Origin of the sequence: Kribbella polygonati (assembly GCF_050320105.1) — a bacterium.
GTDB lineage: Bacteria > Actinomycetota > Actinomycetes > Propionibacteriales > Kribbellaceae > Kribbella.
This window is the reverse complement of the sequence record NZ_CP190129.1, coordinates 4,714,829-4,730,789: the sequence shown is the minus strand read 5'-3', so window position 1 is coordinate 4,730,789 and position 15,961 is coordinate 4,714,829. Positions and strand designations below refer to the sequence as shown.

General features: G+C 69.3%; 16 protein-coding genes. 8 read left to right on the top strand and 8 right to left on the bottom strand.

Translation table 11 applies throughout. The annotated features are described in order from the left end of the window. Window positions 1-16 precede the first annotated feature (16 nt). The 3 genes from ACQHIV_RS22390 to ACQHIV_RS22380 are packed head-to-tail and all read right to left on the bottom strand — an operon-like array spanning window position 17 to window position 3,101. The gene (locus ACQHIV_RS22390) at window positions 17-1,603 is read right to left on the bottom strand and encodes an ABC transporter permease (RefSeq protein ID WP_427884934.1); all 1,587 of its coding nucleotides are present in this window, start codon (window positions 1,601-1,603) and stop codon (window positions 17-19) included. After that, a complete protein-coding gene (locus tag ACQHIV_RS22385) occupies window positions 1,600-2,496 on the bottom strand; it encodes an ATP-binding cassette domain-containing protein (RefSeq protein ID WP_427884933.1) in 897 nt (298 codons plus the stop codon). Before ACQHIV_RS22385 ends, ACQHIV_RS22390 begins: the two co-directional genes overlap by 4 nt. Before the next feature lie 2 nt (window positions 2,497-2,498). Beyond that, a complete protein-coding gene (locus ACQHIV_RS22380) occupies window positions 2,499-3,101 on the bottom strand; it encodes a TetR/AcrR family transcriptional regulator (RefSeq protein WP_427884932.1) in 603 nt (200 codons plus the stop codon). Between the two features lie 171 nt (window positions 3,102-3,272). Between ACQHIV_RS22380 and ACQHIV_RS22375 the strand changes: the two genes are divergently transcribed. The 8 genes from ACQHIV_RS22375 (at window position 3,273) to ACQHIV_RS22340 (ending at window position 10,746) form a co-directional block, all read left to right on the top strand. Continuing rightward, entirely contained in the window at window positions 3,273-5,063 is a 1,791-nt protein-coding gene (locus tag ACQHIV_RS22375) for an ABC transporter substrate-binding protein (protein ID WP_427884931.1), read from the top strand. Continuing rightward, window positions 5,060-6,082: an ABC transporter permease gene (locus tag ACQHIV_RS22370; RefSeq protein WP_427884930.1), complete on the top strand. Its 1,023-nt coding sequence runs from the start codon at window positions 5,060-5,062 to the stop codon at window positions 6,080-6,082. The genes ACQHIV_RS22375 and ACQHIV_RS22370 overlap by 4 nt, the downstream gene beginning before the upstream one ends. After that, the gene (locus ACQHIV_RS22365; RefSeq protein ID WP_427884929.1) at window positions 6,079-6,963 is read left to right on the top strand and encodes an ABC transporter permease; all 885 of its coding nucleotides are present in this window, start codon (window positions 6,079-6,081) and stop codon (window positions 6,961-6,963) included. Before ACQHIV_RS22370 ends, ACQHIV_RS22365 begins: the two co-directional genes overlap by 4 nt. 95 nt (window positions 6,964-7,058) lie before the next feature. Next, on the top strand, window positions 7,059-7,940 hold the full coding sequence (locus ACQHIV_RS22360; RefSeq protein ID WP_427884928.1) for an ABC transporter ATP-binding protein: 882 nt from the start codon (window positions 7,059-7,061) through the stop codon (window positions 7,938-7,940). A gap of 3 nt (window positions 7,941-7,943) precedes the next feature. Further along, on the top strand, window positions 7,944-8,891 hold the full coding sequence (locus tag ACQHIV_RS22355) for an ABC transporter ATP-binding protein (RefSeq protein WP_427884927.1): 948 nt from the start codon (window positions 7,944-7,946) through the stop codon (window positions 8,889-8,891). Between the two features lie 22 nt (window positions 8,892-8,913). Beyond that, window positions 8,914-9,255 carry an ArsR/SmtB family transcription factor gene (locus ACQHIV_RS22350; RefSeq protein WP_427884926.1) on the top strand — a complete coding sequence of 114 codons (342 nt, stop codon included), beginning with the start codon at window positions 8,914-8,916 and terminating at the stop codon, window positions 9,253-9,255. Further along, the gene (locus tag ACQHIV_RS22345; RefSeq protein WP_427884925.1) at window positions 9,248-10,051 is read left to right on the top strand and encodes a VOC family protein; all 804 of its coding nucleotides are present in this window, start codon (window positions 9,248-9,250) and stop codon (window positions 10,049-10,051) included. Before ACQHIV_RS22350 ends, ACQHIV_RS22345 begins: the two co-directional genes overlap by 8 nt. Continuing rightward, window positions 10,048-10,746 carry a phosphotransferase gene (locus ACQHIV_RS22340; RefSeq protein ID WP_427884924.1) on the top strand — a complete coding sequence of 233 codons (699 nt, stop codon included), beginning with the start codon at window positions 10,048-10,050 and terminating at the stop codon, window positions 10,744-10,746. The genes ACQHIV_RS22345 and ACQHIV_RS22340 overlap by 4 nt, the downstream gene beginning before the upstream one ends. Here the strand turns inward: ACQHIV_RS22340 and ACQHIV_RS22335 are convergent. Genes ACQHIV_RS22335 through ACQHIV_RS22315 form a run of 5 tightly spaced genes read right to left on the bottom strand, consistent with a single transcriptional unit; the run spans window position 10,724 to window position 15,765 of the window. After that, window positions 10,724-11,974, bottom strand: a complete 1,251-nt coding sequence (locus tag ACQHIV_RS22335; protein ID WP_427884923.1) for a DUF58 domain-containing protein — start codon at window positions 11,972-11,974, stop codon at window positions 10,724-10,726. The two genes, ACQHIV_RS22340 and ACQHIV_RS22335, sit on opposite strands and share 23 nt — an antisense overlap. Window positions 11,975-12,015: 41 nt before the next feature. Next, window positions 12,016-12,987, bottom strand: a complete 972-nt coding sequence (locus ACQHIV_RS22330) for an AAA family ATPase (RefSeq protein ID WP_427884922.1) — start codon at window positions 12,985-12,987, stop codon at window positions 12,016-12,018. Further along, entirely contained in the window at window positions 12,984-14,123 is a 1,140-nt protein-coding gene (locus ACQHIV_RS22325; protein WP_427884921.1) for a DUF4350 domain-containing protein, read from the bottom strand. Before ACQHIV_RS22325 ends, ACQHIV_RS22330 begins: the two co-directional genes overlap by 4 nt. Next, window positions 14,120-14,749, bottom strand: coding sequence for a DUF4129 domain-containing protein (locus ACQHIV_RS22320; RefSeq protein WP_427884920.1), 630 nt, complete (start codon window positions 14,747-14,749; stop codon window positions 14,120-14,122). The genes ACQHIV_RS22325 and ACQHIV_RS22320 overlap by 4 nt, the downstream gene beginning before the upstream one ends. Continuing rightward, the gene (locus tag ACQHIV_RS22315) at window positions 14,746-15,765 is read right to left on the bottom strand and encodes a hypothetical protein (protein ID WP_427884919.1); all 1,020 of its coding nucleotides are present in this window, start codon (window positions 15,763-15,765) and stop codon (window positions 14,746-14,748) included. The genes ACQHIV_RS22320 and ACQHIV_RS22315 overlap by 4 nt, the downstream gene beginning before the upstream one ends. Between the last annotated feature and the right edge of the window lie 196 nt (window positions 15,766-15,961).

The window sequence follows — 15,961 nt, the reverse complement described above, 5'->3', positions numbered from 1 at the left end:
GGCGTTCTCGACAAGGTCAGGCAGGTAGGTCGCGTCGGCGCAGACCGACCAGGCCCGCGAGGCCGACCACCAGCGCGATTGCCAGCAGTACGACGAGTGGGCCCGCCGAGACCGATCCGCCCGGGAGCGACGGGAGGTGGCTGAACGGCGAGATGTCGCGGATCCACTGCGACGTGGCGACACCGGCGCTGACCAGCCCGATCAGGATGCACACCGCCGGGCCGGCCCAGGACGCCATCGACGCCTGCGGGAAGAACCCGAAGATCGCGATCGTGATCGCGGCCAGCACCCACACCGCCGGCAACTGGACCAGTGCGGCACCGATCATCCGCGGCAGTTGCCCGCCGACGTCGCCGATCGCGAGCCCGTACGCCAGTCCCTGCATGACGCCCGCCGCGAGCAGCGCGACCGCCGGGCCGAGCAGGCTGAAGACGAGGTGGCTGGCGGCCCACTGCCAGCGGCTGGTCGCGGTCGCCAGCAGCGGCTCGACCCGCCCGCTGCTCTCCTCGACCCGCATCCGGAGCGTCGCCTGGACGGCGTACGCCGACGCGATCAGGCCGACGAGCACCATCACGCCGGCCAGGAACGAGTCGATCAGCCCGGCCGCGCCGCCCATCCGCCGGAACATCTCCTGGATGGTCGGATCGTCGCGCATCATGTCGCCGACACCCTTCGCGACCCCGCCGAACAGCAAGCCCAGCAAGGCGAATCCGGTCGTCCACGCGACGAGCAGCCCGCGATGCAACCGCCAGGCCAGCCCAAGCGGCGACCCGATCGTCCCATCCGCCGGCCCGAGCCGATCCGGAAGCAGCCCCGCGCCGACATCCCGCCGTACGGCGAGACCGACCGCAACGATCACCAGCAGAACTGTCACGGCCAGGATCACCACCGCCAACCACCAACGGTTCTGGGCGTACGGATGAATCTGCTGTGCCCAGCCGATCGGAGAGATGTACGACAACCAGGCGAGCGGACCGTCGGTATGCGCACTGGTATCACCCGCAGCCCGCAGTACATAAGCCGCCCCGAGCACACCGATCGCAATACCACGGGCCGTTCCCGCGCTCGCGGTCAGCTGTGCCGCGACCGCGCCGACGCCCGCGAACAGCCACCCGGTCGCGGCGTACTCGATGCCGATGGCAATCGATCCGGCGAGCGGCAGGTTCTGGCTGTGCATTCCGAGGGCGAGCAGTACGGCGAGGACCACGTTCGCGCCGAGGACCACGGCCAGCGCGGCGGCGAGCTGCGCGTGCCGCCCGACAACGGTTGCCCCGAGCAACTCGCGACGCCCGGTCTCCTCCTCGACGCGGGTGTGCCGGATGATCGTGAGCAGACTGATCAGCCCGACCATCACCGGCACGAACCCGAGCCGCCAGGTGACGAACTCGCCGAGCGACGGCCCGGAAAGCTCGCCGTACAAGGTGATGAAGCCCGCGTTGCTCGCGTACTTGATCCGTGCGTCCGGCGTCGGGAACAGGTCGCCGTACTGCTTCACGTAGCTGACCGAGATCGCGACCAGCAGCACGATCCACAGCGGCAGCACGATCCGGTCGCGCCGCAGGATCAGCCGGATCAGGCCGCCCGTACCCGCGAGCGACGTCATTTCACGGCCTCGGGTTCGTACAGCCGCAGGAACAGTTCCTCGAGCGACGGCGGCTGACTGACCAGGCTCCGTACGCCGATCTCGGTTAGCCGGCGCAGTACCGGGTTGATCTCGTCGGTGTCGACGTCGAACCGGACACGCCCGTCGTCCACCTGCAGATCGTGGACGCCGTCGAGCTGCGCGAGACCGTCCATCGGCCCGACCAGCTCCGCCTGGATCGACGTCCGGGTGAGATGCCGCAGCTCGTTGAGCGTGCCGCTCTCGACGGCGCGCCCGGCGCGGATGATCGTCACCCGGTCGCACAGCGCCTCGACCTCGGACAGGATGTGGCTGGACAGCAGGACGGTGCGGCCCTCGCGGTCGCTCAGCTCCTGCACGACCTCGCGGAACACCTCCTCCATCAGCGGATCCAGGCCCGAGGTCGGCTCGTCGAGCAGCAGCAGCTCGACGTCCGAGGCGAACGCGGCGACCAGCGCGACCTTCTGCCGGTTGCCCTTCGAGTACGCGCGCGCCTTCTTCCGCGGATCCAGGTCGAACCGCTCGAGCAGCTCCGCCTTGTGCGCCTTGTCCACCCCGCCGCGCATCCGGCCGAGCAGGTCGATCGCCTCGCCGCCGGACAGGTTCGGCCACAGCGTCACGTCGCCCGGCACGTACGCCAGCCGCCGGTGCAGGGCGGTCGCGTCCGACCACGGATCGCCGTCCAGGACCGTCGCCGTACCGCCGTCGGCCCGGGTCATTCCGAGCAGGATGCGAATGGTGGTGGTCTTCCCCGCGCCGTTCGGGCCGAGGAATCCGTGCACCTCACCGGTTCGCACCGTGAGATCGAGACCGTCCAGGGCGTGGGTCCGCCCGAACCGCTTGACCAGACCTTCCGTGCTGATCGCAGCCGGCATGATCACTTCTCCTGTTTCCGCATGTTGTCCACTTGTTCGGGTGTGATGATCGGGATGCTGAACACGTCCAGCAGCCCCTGGCCGATCCGCGCGTACCCGGCCGGCGTGGTGATGTCTTCCCCGAGCGCCTTCGAGACCTGGTCCCGGAACACGAAGACGCTCAACTTGATCGCGGCCAGCGCCGCCGAGTACGCCCGACGGTCGTGCGGCTCGATCCCGTACGCCGTGGACCACTCCTCGATCGTTTCGACCGCGCCGAGGAACAACGCGGTCGCGGTCTCGGAGCCGTCCATCATCGAACGAACCAGGTACAGCTGCAGCGGGAAGATCCGCGGGTGCATCGCCACCGGATCGAGCGCAGCGACACCCGCGCTGGTCGCCAGCTCCTCGCTGACCTCGAGCATCCGCTCCTTCGCGTAGTCGTCGCACGCCTCGCGCAGCGACTCCTTCGAGCCGAAGTGGTGCCGCACCAGTCCGGACGAGACCCCGGCCGCGGTCGCGATGTCCCGGATCGACGCGCCCTCGATCCCGCGTTCCCCGAACAGCCTGATTGCCGCGTCCCGGATCCGCGCCCGCGCGGTCAGGTCCTCAGCCCGCCGATCCATCCCAGCTCCTCTCCCTACACATAACAGCAAACTACTACACGATCGTGTAGTCAACTGGAAAGAAGATTACTTACGTGTGACAAAGATTGGTATCTCGTTGACAGGACAGCGCTTGCTGGTGAGAGTTCTTCCCCAAACACCAACACCGGCTGGGGAAGGTGGGCGGCCCGAATGCGGAAGTGGCTGGCGGTGCTGGCGGCGTTGTGTCTGCTGGCGGTAGGACCGGGTACGGCGGTTGCGGCCGAGCCCGGGCAGAAGAAAGTGATCAAGATCGGCGTGACTCAGTCGGTCGACTCGATGAACCCGTTCCTGGCCGTGCGGCTGGTGACCGGGTCGATCCAGCGGCTGATCTACGGCTTCCTGACGGTGCCGGACTCGAAGACGCTGCAGCCGAGCCCGGACCTCGCGGAGTCCTGGACGACGTCGCCGGACGGGCTCACCTGGACGTTCAAGATCCGGCAGGCGAAGTGGTCGGACGGGCAGCCGATCACCGCGGACGACGCGGCCTGGACGTTCAACAAGATGATGACCGACGACGGCGCGAAGACCGGGAACGGGCCGGCCGTGGAGAACTTCCGCAGCGTCACCGCGAACGGCCAGGAGCTGACCATCAAGCTCAAGACCCCGCAGGCGTCGATGCTCGACAACCCGGTGCCGATCATGCCGAAACACGTGTGGGAGAAGGTCAAGGACATCGCGAAGTACGACGCCGAGGTGTACCCGACCGTCGGCAGCGGGCCGTACGTCGCGGTCGAGCACAAGAAGGACCAGTTCGTCCGGCTCGAGGCGAACCCGGCGTACTGGCGCGGCCGGCCGAAGATCGACGAGCTGCAGGTGATCTTCTACGACAACCCGGCCGCGTCGATCGTCGGGCTGAAGAAGGGCGACATCGACCTGATCGGCCGGCTGAACCCGCCGGACTTCGAGTCGCTGAAGGGCGACGACAACATCGTCCAGTGGAACACCCAGGGCCGGCGGGCGGCGTACCTGCAGATCAACCACGGCGCGACCACCAGCGACAACAAGCCGATCGGCGACGGGCATCCGGCGCTGAAGGACCTGCGCGTCCGGACCGCGCTGCACTACGCGATCGACAAGCAGAAGCTGGTCGACGAGGTACAGGGCGGGCTGGCGAAACCGGCCGACGGGTCGATCATCCCGCCGCTGTACAAGGACTTCTTCTGGGAAGCGAGCGGCGCCGAGAAGGTCACGTTCGACCCCGCGAAGGCGAACAAGATCCTCGACGACGCCGGCTACAAGAAGGGCCCGGACGGGGTCCGGACGATGCCGGACGGGTCGCGGAAACTGCAGTTCCGGTTCAGCATCCACACCGACACCCCGATCGAGGACAAGCTCGCCGAGTACCTGACCGGCTGGTTCAAGGACATCGGCATCACGCTGACCACGAAGCGGCTGGACTCCAGCAAGTTCACCGAGGAGACCGGGACGACCGCGCTGTTCGACATCGCGATCAGCGGCTGGTCGGTGAACCCGGACCCGGAGGAGGTGCTCGCCACGCACCTCTGCAGCCGGCGGCCGACCGCGACCGGTGAGGGCGGCGGGACCGAGTCGTTCTACTGCGACCCGACGTACGAGAGCCTGTACCTCCAGCAGCAGAAGGAGCTCGACCGGACGAAACGCGCCGGCATCATCAAGAAGATGGAGGAGCGGCTGTACGTCGACGCGCCGGTGATCGCGCTGTACTACCCGAACGACCTCGAGGGCTACCGCAAGGACCGGATCGCCAGCATCACGCCGATCCCCGAGGACAAGGGCCTGCTGTACGGCGGCTCCGGGTACTGGCCGTTCTACACGCTGGAGGCGGTGTCGACGGACGCCAAGTCCGACGGCGGATCGAACGCGGGGCTGATCGCGGGCATCGCGGGCGGGATCGTCGTACTGGCCGCCGCCGGCTTCTTCCTGACGCGCCGCCGCCGCGGTGCGGCCGACGAGCGCGAATGACGGCGACCGTCGAGGAGCTGGAGCAGTCCCCGGCCCGCCATGGTCTGCTGCGGTACGCGGCGACCAAGGCGGGCGGGGCGCTGCTCAGTATCGCGATGGTGATCGTCGCGACGTTCTTCCTGTTCCGGCTGCTGCCGGGCGACCCGGTGCGCGCGCTGGCGCAGGGCCGGAACATGACGCCCGAGCAGCTGGACCTGGAACGCGCACGGCTCGGCCTGGACAAGCCGGTACCGGAGCAGTTCCTGCACTTCATCGGGCAGACACTGCGGCTGGACCTGGGCGTTTCGTACGAGTACAAGCGCCCGGTCCTCGACCTGATCGGCGAGCGGATCGGGTCGACGCTGCTGCTCACCGGTACGGCGCTCGTCATCGCGGTCAGCCTCGGCCTGTGGCAGGGCGCCCGCGCCGGCTGGAAGCCGGGAAGCCGTTTCGACAAGATCTCGACCGCGATATCCCTGGTGCTGTGGTCGGTGCCGACGTTCTGGCTCGGGCTGTTGCTGCTGATGGTGTTCGCGGCCGGCATCGGCCCGATCCCGGGGATCTTCCCGACCCGCGGCAGTTCGAGCGTGGACAAGCCGGACGGGTTCGCCGGGGTGCTGGACGTCGGCCAGCACATGGTGTTGCCGTGCCTCACGCTCGTCGCGGTCGTGTACGCGCAGTACCTGCTGGTGATGCGGTCCTCGGTGATCGACGAGGTCGGCCAGGACTACATCACCACCGCGCGGGCCAAGGGGTTGCGCGATGACGACGTACGCCGGAAACACGCCGTTCCGAACGCGCTGTTGCCGACCGTGACGCTGGTGTTCCTGCGGATCGGGTTCGTGGTCGGCGGCGCGGTGACGGTGGAGGCGATCTTCAGCTGGCCGGGGCTCGGGCAGCTGTTCTACGAGGCGATCCGGGTGCCGGACTTCACCTTGATGCAGGGCACTTTCCTGCTGATCACCGTCTCCGTGATCGTGATGAACACGCTGGCCGACGTGGTCTACCACGTCCTCGACCCAAGGGTGCGGTCCGCATGAGCAGCGTCGCGTGGGTACGGCGGAAACGGGCTTTCGGGCACTTCTGGAACGACTTCCGGAAACGCCGTGCCGGGGTTGCCGGGCTGGTGGTCCTCGGGGCCGCGGTCGTGCTGGCGCTGATCGCGCCGCTGTTCATCGACGCCGGCGTGACGAACGTGGTCAGCGGGACCGGCGCGAAGCTGGCGCCGCCGAGCCTGGACCATCCGCTCGGCACCGACGAGTCCGGGCGATCGGTGCTGCTGATGATCTGGTGGGGTTCGCGGACGTCGCTGCTGATCGGGTTCCTCGCGGCGCTGCTGAGCATGGTGATCGGGACCGTGCTCGGGATCGCGGCCGGGCATTTCCGCGGCTGGGCCGGCGCGGTGATCCTGCGCGTGACGGACTGGTTCCTGGTGCTGCCGTCGCTGGTGACGGCGCTGGTGCTCGCGGCCATCCTCGGTGGTTCGACCGCGACGATCATCGTGGCGATCGGCGTCACCTCCTGGCCGTCGACGGCCCGGCTGATCCGGGCGCAGACGCTCGCCGTCGAGGCCCGCCCGTACATCGAGAGGTCACTCGCGCTCGGCGCCGGGCACTGGCACATCGCGACCCGGCACGTGCTGCCGAACGTCGCACCGTTGCTGCTGGCAAGCACCACGCTGGAGGTCGCGAGCGCGATCGTCACCGAGTCGACGCTCGCGTTCCTCGGCGTCAGCGCGAACAAGACGTCGTGGGGGACGATGCTGCGCGGTTCGTACGACTGGGGCGCGGCGACCGCCGGCGCATGGTGGTACATCCTCGTGCCGGGTCTGTGCATCGTCACGGTCGTGATGGCTTTCACCTTGTGTGGAAGAGCTCTGGAGACAGTGCTCAACCCACGCCTACGCACCGGAGCCGCCTGATGCTCACCCTCGAAGACCTCACCGTCACCTACCGGATCAGTTCTGGGCGATCGGGGCGTGCCGAATCTGGCGGTGCATTCGGCGAGGTCCCCGCGGTGCGTGGGGTGTCTCTGGAGCTCGCCGCCGGAGAGGCAGTCGGTCTGGCAGGGGAGTCGGGCTCGGGCAAGTCGTCCGTGGCGCTCGCGCTGCTCCGGCTGCTGCCGCGGTCGGCCGTCGTCGGCGGGCGGGTGCTGCTCGACGGCGAGGACGTGCTGACGATGAACTGGGGCCGGTTGCGCGCGGTCCGCTGGTCGTCGGCGTCGATCGTGTTCCAGGGCGCACAGCACGGCCTCAACCCCGTACGCCGGATCGGCGAGCAGATCGCGGAGCCGCTGCTCGTCCACAAGCTGGCCTCCGGCGCCGCGGCCGACGCGCGGGTGAAGGAACTGCTCGGTCAGGTCGGGCTGCCCGCCTGGCGGGCGCGCAGTTATCCGCACGAGCTGAGCGGCGGCCAACGGCAGCGCGTGATGATCGCGATGGCGCTGGCGTGTGCGCCGCAGCTGATCATCGCCGACGAGCCGACGACCGCGCTCGACCTGATGGTGCAGGCGCAGGTCCTGACGCTGATCCGGCAGCTGATCGCCGAGCACGGGATCTCGCTGCTGATGATCTCGCACGACCTGTCGGTGCTGGCGGACGTCTGCGACAGGCTGGCGGTGATGTACGCCGGGCGGCTGGTCGAGCTCGGTCCGTCGGACGGCGAGTTCAGGCATCCGTACAGCCAGGCGCTGGCGGCCGCCTTCCCGACGGTCGGGGACCCGGCGTCGCGGCTGGCTCCACGCGGGCTGGCCGGCGATCCGCCGGATCCGCAGCGGTTGCCGGGCGGGTGTGCGTTCCATCCGCGCTGCCCGGTCGCGGTCGAGGAGTGCGCGACTGCCGACGTACAACTGCTGGTGTCGGGTGACCGGGCGGCCGCCTGTGTCCTGGTGGGGGAGTGACTCTTGCTCGAGGCAACTGATCTGCAGGTCGAGTTCGCCGGTCGTGGCGGGCGCCGGGCGCGGGCCGTCGACGGCGTGAACCTGTCCGTCGGGGAGGGCGAGATCGTCGCGCTGGTCGGCGAGTCCGGCTGCGGCAAGACCACCCTCGCCCGCACCCTCCTCGGCCTCGAACGCCCCGCCAAGGGTCACATCACGTACGACGGCACGCCGCTGAACTACTCCACCCGAGCCCTCAGAGCCTTCCGCCGTCAGGTCCAACTCGTCCTCCAGGATCCGATGGGCTCGTTGAACCCCCGCCACACCGTCTACGAAGCAGTAGCCGAAGGCCCCCGCATCCACGGTTTGCCTGACGAGGAATCCATCGTGGCCTCGGCGCTCGCCCGGGCGGGGTTGCGGCCTCCCGAGCGGTTCTTTCAGCGGTATCCGCATGAGTTGTCGGGTGGGCAACGGCAGCGGGTGGTGATTGCGGGGGCGTTGGCGCTGGAGCCCAAGGTGCTGATCGCGGACGAGCCCGTCGCGTCGCTGGACGCGTCGGTGCGGGGTGAGATTCTGGCGCTGCTGCTGAAGCTGCGCGACGAGCTCGGGCTGTCCGCGCTGGTCGTCACGCACGACCTCGGGCTGGCCTGGAACATCGCCGACCGGGTCGCCGTCATGTACCTCGGCCGGATCGTCGAGTCCGGCCCGACCGAGGACGTCCTCACCGACCCGCAGCACCCATACACCCAGGCCCTGCTGTCGGTCCTCCCGGAGTCCCCGGCCCGCATCGTCCTCACCGGCGAACCGCCCGACCCCACCCGCATCCCCACCGGCTGCCGCTTCCACCCACGCTGCCAACTGGTCGCCGCCGGCACCGGCGTCGACGCCTGCACCACGATCCCGCTGCCGATCCTGCCAACCACCACCGACACCCAGGTCGCCTGCCATTTGGTTCCAGCAGTTGACAATAGTTAACAGATGGTAGAACTATTGCCGTATGGCGCAAGATCAGGTGGATCGGTTCTTCGAGGTACTGGCTGATCCGACGCGACGGCATGTGGTGCAACTGCTCGGCGACGGGCCGCAGCGCGCCGGCCAGTTGGCCGCCGCGACCGGCACCTCGTCGCCGGCCATGAGTCGGCATCTGAAGCTCCTGCTGGCCGCCGGCCTGGTCGCCGACGAGCGCGTCCCGGACGATGCGCGGGTCCGCGTGTTCCGGCTCAACCCTGAGCCCGTCGTCGCCGTACAGGCCTGGCTCGACCAGGTCCAGGCGCACTGGCGCGACCAGTTGGGCGCCTTCAAACGACACGTCGAGCAGAAGGAGAAGTCCGATGACTGAACCGTCCGCGACCGCCTCCGTCGAGGTCCCCGTCGACCCCGCGACCGCGTTCCAGGTGTTCACCGAAGAGATCGACCTGTGGTGGCTGCGCGGCCCGATCAACTTCTTCGACGCCGCCCGCGCCACCGCGATGCGGATCGAGCCCGGCGTCGGCGGCCGCATCCTCGAGGTCTACACGCCGCCGGACGACGTTCTCGAGCTGGGCCGGATCACCGACTGGGAGCCGGGCACGCTGTTCGCGTACCGCAGCTCGGTCGACGACACCGAGACCCGGATCGACTTCGCGGAGAGCGCCGAGGGCTGCCGTGTCACCGTCGTACAGTCACTGGTCCAGGGTGGCGAGAAGGCGTTCTACTTCTGGCCGAACGTCATCTCCTGGCTGCCCGCGTGGGTTGCCCGGCGGGACACCGCGCCGAGCGTTCCGCGGGAGCTGGACCGGCTCGCGATCGCCTTGTACTACGAGGATCCGGCCGCCGCGGCGCGCTGGCTGCACAGCGTGTTCGACCTCGACTCGTGGGACCGGATCCCGGCCGAGGGGACGGATCCGGCCTGGATCGAGCTGCAGGTCGGCAGCCGCGGGATCCTGCTGTTCAAGCTGACGGAGAAGCGCACGGCGCAGCTGGACCACGGGATCTGGGTGTACGTCGACGACCTGGACGCGCACTTCGCGCACAGTCAGGACAGTGGCGCGAAGATCGTCTCGGAGATCCACCAGCACGGGTATCGCTGCTACGAGGCCGAGGATCTCGAAGGGCACCGCTGGACCTTCCTCCAGGCCCGTCCGACGATGCAGTGATCGAGCAACCTCTCACGGGCGGCCGGATGACGCCCGGCGTGGTGCGGGTCGGCGACACGGTACGCCGGCCCGCGTCGGACCGCTCGTCCTTCATCGCCGAACTCCTGGAACTCCTTGCGGACAAGGACTTCACGCCCGACTACCTCGGCCAGGACGAGCGCGGCCGCGACATCCTCACGTACTTGGAGGGCGACGTACCAACCAGGTATCAACGATGGGAGGACCAACAAATCGCCGCGGCGGCCGCGATCCTGCGCGCCTTCCACGACGGGACCCGCAACTCGCCTCTGGCCGGCGACCAACCGGTCGTCTGCCACCACGACCCGGCGCCCACCAACTTCGTCTTCACCGCCGGCCTGCCCACGGCCCTGTTCGACTTCGACCTGGCCGCACCTGGCGACCCGCTCGAGGACCTGGGGTACGCCGCCTGGACCTGGTGCATCGCCTCCAAACACGCCGACCCGGCACGCCAAGCCCACCAAGTCGCCGTCCTGGCGAACGCCTACGGCCTGGACGACACCGCCCAGCTCATCGACGCGGCCCTGCAAAGCCAGCTGGACAACGTGCGGTTCTGGCTCGACCGACCGTGCGACGCCGCACCGGAACGCATCGCCTGGTCCTACCGCGAACACGCTTTCGTCACAGCCAACCGCCCCGTTTTCGAAGCAGCCCTCACAGCCGGCCGGCCTTCTTGAGTGCCAGGTAGGTGTCGGCCAGCGCCGGAGCGATCTTCTCCGGCGGTTCGTCCAGCACGGTGACCCCGGCGCGGGTCAGCGTGGCGGTCAGTCGCTCCCGGTCCAGGCGGGTGCGAGCCGCCGACGCGGCGCCGTACACCTCGACCAGGTCCCCGCGGGCCGACTCCAGTTCGGTCAGCCGCGGGTCGGCGACGGACGCGAGCAGTACGACGTGCCGCCGCAGCAGCGGGCCGATGACCGGCAGCAGCGACTCCTCGATCGCGGCCGGGTCCAGCCCGGTCAGCAGGACCACCAGCGAGCGCTGCCCGAGACGTTCCAGGACCTGCGAGACGACGATCCGGAAGTCGGTCTGGACGAGTTCGGCCTCGACGTTCGCCAGCGCATTCACGAACGACGGCAGCACGTCCTCCGGCGCGGGCCGGCGGACGTCCGCCCGGACGGCGGAATCGCAGGCCAGCAAGGAGACCCGGTCGCCCGCGCGGGTGGCGAGCGCGGCCAGCAGGAGCGCGGCGTCCATCGCGTGGTCCAGCCGCGGCGCGTCGCCGACCCGGCCGGCCGACAGCCGCCCGGAGTCGATCACGATCGCGACCTGCCGGTCCCGTTCCGGTCGCCAGGTCCGCAATACGACGTTCCCGCGCCGGGCCGTGGCCCGCCAGTCGATGCTGCGTACGTCGTCACCCGGTACGTAGTCCCGCAGCGAGTCGAACTCCGTGCCCTGCCCGCGCACCAGCAGCGCCGTACGCCCGTCCAGCTCCCGCAACCGCGCCAGCCGCGACGGCAGGTGTTTACGACTCTTGAACGGCGGCAACGCCCGCACCGTCCACGGCACCTGGTGTGAACCCTGCCGGCCCGCGAACCCCAACGGTCCGATGGCCCGCACCGTCACCCGGCTCGCCTGCCGGTCGCCACGCCGTGTCGGCACCAGGTGGGTCGTCACTCGACGACGCTCGCCCGACGGCAGGTCCAGCTTGTGCGGGGGATCCAGTACGCCGGCAGACGGCGGCCAGGCGTCCCGCAGCAGCCCCCGCACCCGGCGGCCCGGGTTGGTGACCAGCATGGTCACGACAGCCTGCTCACCCAGCCGTACGGCGTTGTCGCCCTCCCGGCTGAACTGCAGCCGCCGGGGCGACCCGGCCAGCAGGATGTCCACCAGACACACCACCAGCACCGCTCCGACGACCACACCGATCCCGGCCCACGACGGCATCACCAGGGCAACGAACACCACCCCGGCTGCTGCCAAGAGGCCGGCCCGGCCGGTAAGAACCATCAGCGTGGGACCGGGACGGTTGCCAGGACGCTCTCGAGGACAGCGTCGGCGCTGACACCCTCCAGCTCAGCCTCCGGGCGCACCTGCACCCGGTGACGAAGACAAGGACGCGCCATCGCCTTCACGTCGTCAGGAATCACGTAGTCCCGGCCCGACAGCCAAGCCCACGCACGGGAGACCGCAAGCAGCGCAGTGGCACCACGCGGCGACACCCCGAGCTGCAACGACGGCGACTGACGCGTCGCGCGACACAGGTCCACGACGTACGCCAGGACGTCCTGCCTGACCGCAACCCGGCGTACGGCGTTCTGCCCGGCCTCCAGGTCCTCCGGTCCTGCGACCGGACGGAGGCCTGCGGCTTCAAGGTCGCGTGGATCGAAGCCTTGCGCGTGCCGGGCGAGTACGGCGATCTCGGCGTCGCGGGGCGGGATGTCCAGCGTCACCTTGAGCAGGAACCGGTCCAGCTGCGCCTCCGGCAGCGGATAGGTGCCCTCGTACTCCACGGGGTTCTGGGTGGCGGCCACCACGAACGGGGCAGGCAGCTTGCGCGGTTCGCCGTCCACGGTGACCTGCCGCTCCTCCATGGCCTCCAGCAGCGCGGCCTGGGTCTTCGGTGGCGTCCGGTTGATCTCGTCCGCCAGCAGGATGTTCGTGAACACCGGCCCCGGGCGGAACTCGAACTCCGAGGTCTTCGCGTCGTACACCAGCGAGCCGGTGACATCGCCTGGCATCAGGTCCGGCGTGAACTGGACGCGCTTGGTGTCCAGGCGCATCGCTGTCGACAGCGCGCGTACCATCAGCGTCTTCGCTGTACCAGGAACGCCTTCCAGCAGCACGTGACCGCGGCAGAGCAGGGCGAGCACCAGTGCGGTCACTGCGGTGTCCTGTCCGACCACCGCCTTGCCGATCTCGGTCCGGAGCGCGACCAGCGCCTGCCGGGCCTGGTCAGCGGTGACCTCGGTAGTCGTCACGGGTGTCGTACCTCCTGCGTGAGTACGTCGAGTTCCTGGGACAAGGACATCAGAGCGGCGTCGGTGAGCGGCGGGAGGCCGTAGAGCAGTTCGTACAGCATCGCCGGGTCCCGGTTGGTCCGTGCTGAGACCGTGGCGACAACAGCCGACGGATCGGCCCGCCGGGGGATGCCGTGCGCCTTGTGCAGCTGGCCGAGCGCTGACTCCCGGAGAGCGGCCGCAGCACGCTCACGGGCTCTTGAGCGCCGGTAGAGCCGCGCCCGGCCCTCCGTGGTCTCAGCAGCGTGCACGATCACCGGCAGCCGCTCAGCCACGACAGGGCCAAGCCGCCGCCCGCGCCAGATCGCAACAACGAGCACCGTGAGCGCCAACGCCCAGCCGATGTAGCGGACGTACGGCGGGATCAACGGCGGACCGCCCTGACCCGGGGTGACGCCGTGGGACTGGTACTGCGGCAGGTACCACGTCAGGTCCTCGTGCGTGCCGATCAGGTTGAGCGCCAGCGCAGCGTTGCCGTCGTCGGCCAGCTGGTCGTTGGTGAACGACTGCGCGGTACCGACCACGTCGATGATCCGGTCGCCGAGCTGCAACCGCACCACCGTGTTGTAGATGCCGTCGCCGTAGCAACCGGTCGCGGCGTCGGGCGCGCTGTACGTCGGCCCGCTGACAGTCGCCGTACCGGCCTTGACCGCTGCCGGGAGACTGCAACCGGGCTGACGGCTACCGGACGAGATGGAATCGCCGCTGAGCCGGACACCCGGTGCGAGCTCCTGCAACGCCTGGCTGCTGGGCCGGATCAGCACGACATGGCTCCACTCCGCCTGAGCGATCCGCTGCCAGTCAGCACGATCCAGGAACCCGGACGGCCCCACCAGCAGCGTCTTACCGTCGCCTGGCGCCGTGGCATCGTCCAACGACTCGGTGCCGTGGACGTCGACGTTGTGCTTCTTCAGCAACGCTGACAGCGCACGTGCTCCGTCAGTCTTCGTGGAGTCCGGGCTGAACGTTCCTGTGGTCTGCGACGACGTAGCGATCAGTACGACGATCGCGGCCAGCACGATGAGACCCGTGACCAGCAAGGGCGTCCGCAGCGCGCGCCAGCTCTCAACGACGCCGCGCGCCTCCGACGTACTCATACCGTCACCCGGGCGGTCCGTGCGGCGTTGTCAGCGGTCACTACGGCGGCGTACCGCTCCGGTGTGCCGGGACGGTTGCCGTAGACAACCTCCGTGAACACCTGTGCGGCCGGCTGCAGGACGTCCCGCAGTACTGGTGCTGCCTTGGCCGCGTCGGTGACCACTTCGTACGCCGTACGTCCGGCCCGCTCGTCCAGGATGGTCCGTTCGGTCAGCTCGGCCACACACGCGCGGAAACGGCTGCGGATCGCCAGCGCGAGGTCACCGGACGCAGCCTCCCGCTCGGCCTGCGCGCGGTACTCCGCAGCGCTCTGCGGCCTGGCCGTGTCGAAGACGGCCTGCGACTTCACCTTCTTGCTGGTGCGCAGCAACCCGGCCCGCCAGAGCACCACAACCACCACAAGCAGCAGCAGACAGATCAGTACAGCCAGACCGGCGTGGCCGTTCGGAGAGGTGCCGTTGAGGCTGTCCAGCAGGTCCTTGAGCCAGTCGACGACCTTGCCCAACGCCTTGCGGATCAGCGAGCCCGAGTCCCGGTACGTCGACTTCGACAGCTCCTCGGCCGCCTCGCGGGCGGCCTGGTCCCGGTCGACGTCGACCGGCGGCTCCAGCGGGAAGACGATCACACGCCCTCCCCGGATCGCAGCGCCGGACGCATCCACAGGTCGAGGCCCTCCCGCCGGACCCGCAGGTCCAGGTAGATGAGTGCCTGGACGGCGGACATGAACGCCAGGCTCGCGATCACCGCCATCAGCGACGCGGTGACGACCGCGACGCCGAGCACGACGGTCACCACGGTGGCGCCGGTGCTGCCGTCCGGCCCGGCCCAGTTGCCGATCGTGAGCGTCAACGACGTGACCCCGAACTGCAGGGCGTAACTGATGATGTTCACCACCAGCCCGCCGAACAGCAGGATCCCGAACACCCGCCAGAACTTCCCGCGCACCAGCCGCCACGACCGCCGCAGCGCACCCCAGACCCCCACCCGTTCGGGGATGTACAGCCCGATGTCCGGCGAATGCCGCCCCTCCATCAGTACGACGGTCCCGGCCAGCACCAGGCGGATGCCGAAGACCAGCACCAGCACCCCGCCCACCAGCATCATCACCAACGCCACGGCGCCCGCGACGTCGGACGAGACCGCCGCGTCCGCACCGGAGCCGATGCCGAGCACCGCGACGCCCCAGCCGCCGATGAGCAGTACGAACGACAGCGACTGCATCAGGCCGACAGCAGCAAGAGCGGGCAACGCCGGCCGCACCAGCCGCAACAGCTCCCGAGGCCCGGCCGTATGCGCCAGCTGGCTCCGGACGGCGGCCAGGGCGATGATCCCGGCCAGCATGCTCGACACCACCGAGAAGAGGACCACCTGTACGCCGTACGTCAGCAGCAACGCCGCACCTGCCTGTCCGAACGGGTCGTTAGCCCGGAAGAACCCGGCCAGGCCTCCTGGTACGGCGACCTGGGTCAGCACGGCCTGTAACGCGACCAACGCGATCCCGGCCAGCACCGGCAGGCCCAGCATGATCGTCTTGTTGTCGGAGATGGTCCGCGCGGCGTTGTCCAGCAGGTCTGCGGGCAGCCAGGGCCGCAGCGGTTCCGAGGCCACGTCGTCGTGCAGAGTCATGTTCTGATCGGCCATCGGCGGACCCTCCTCCCTGCCTGACGAGTTGTGGTGGACCCCGAACGTGCACCATGATCCCGGATGATCACAGCCCAACTCGGGGTCACACGGCGATCCGGCGTGTGCACTACCGCGGGAATGGGACACTATCCGTAGTGCGTACGGCCTGGCACCCGCCGCGCGCATTCCGATCGGTCGGCAAGCGGACGGCAAG

Bases quoted from the DNA above. Each gene is read 5' to 3' on its own strand.
- ACQHIV_RS22390 (WP_427884934.1), bottom strand. From the start codon at position 1,603: ATGACGTCGCTCGCGGGTACGGGCGGCCTGATCCGGCTGATCCTGCGG.
- ACQHIV_RS22385 (WP_427884933.1), bottom strand. From the start codon at position 2,496: ATGCCGGCTGCGATCAGCACGGAAGGTCTGGTCAAGCGGTTCGGGCGG.
- ACQHIV_RS22380 (WP_427884932.1), bottom strand. From the start codon at position 3,101: ATGGATCGGCGGGCTGAGGACCTGACCGCGCGGGCGCGGATCCGGGAC.
- ACQHIV_RS22375 (WP_427884931.1), top strand. From the start codon at position 3,273: ATGCGGAAGTGGCTGGCGGTGCTGGCGGCGTTGTGTCTGCTGGCGGTA.
- ACQHIV_RS22370 (WP_427884930.1), top strand. From the start codon at position 5,060: ATGACGGCGACCGTCGAGGAGCTGGAGCAGTCCCCGGCCCGCCATGGT.
- ACQHIV_RS22365 (WP_427884929.1), top strand. From the start codon at position 6,079: ATGAGCAGCGTCGCGTGGGTACGGCGGAAACGGGCTTTCGGGCACTTC.
- ACQHIV_RS22350 (WP_427884926.1), top strand. From the start codon at position 8,914: ATGGCGCAAGATCAGGTGGATCGGTTCTTCGAGGTACTGGCTGATCCG.
- ACQHIV_RS22345 (WP_427884925.1), top strand. From the start codon at position 9,248: ATGACTGAACCGTCCGCGACCGCCTCCGTCGAGGTCCCCGTCGACCCC.
- ACQHIV_RS22325 (WP_427884921.1), bottom strand. From the start codon at position 14,123: ATGAGTACGTCGGAGGCGCGCGGCGTCGTTGAGAGCTGGCGCGCGCTG.
- ACQHIV_RS22315 (WP_427884919.1), bottom strand. From the start codon at position 15,765: ATGGCCGATCAGAACATGACTCTGCACGACGACGTGGCCTCGGAACCG.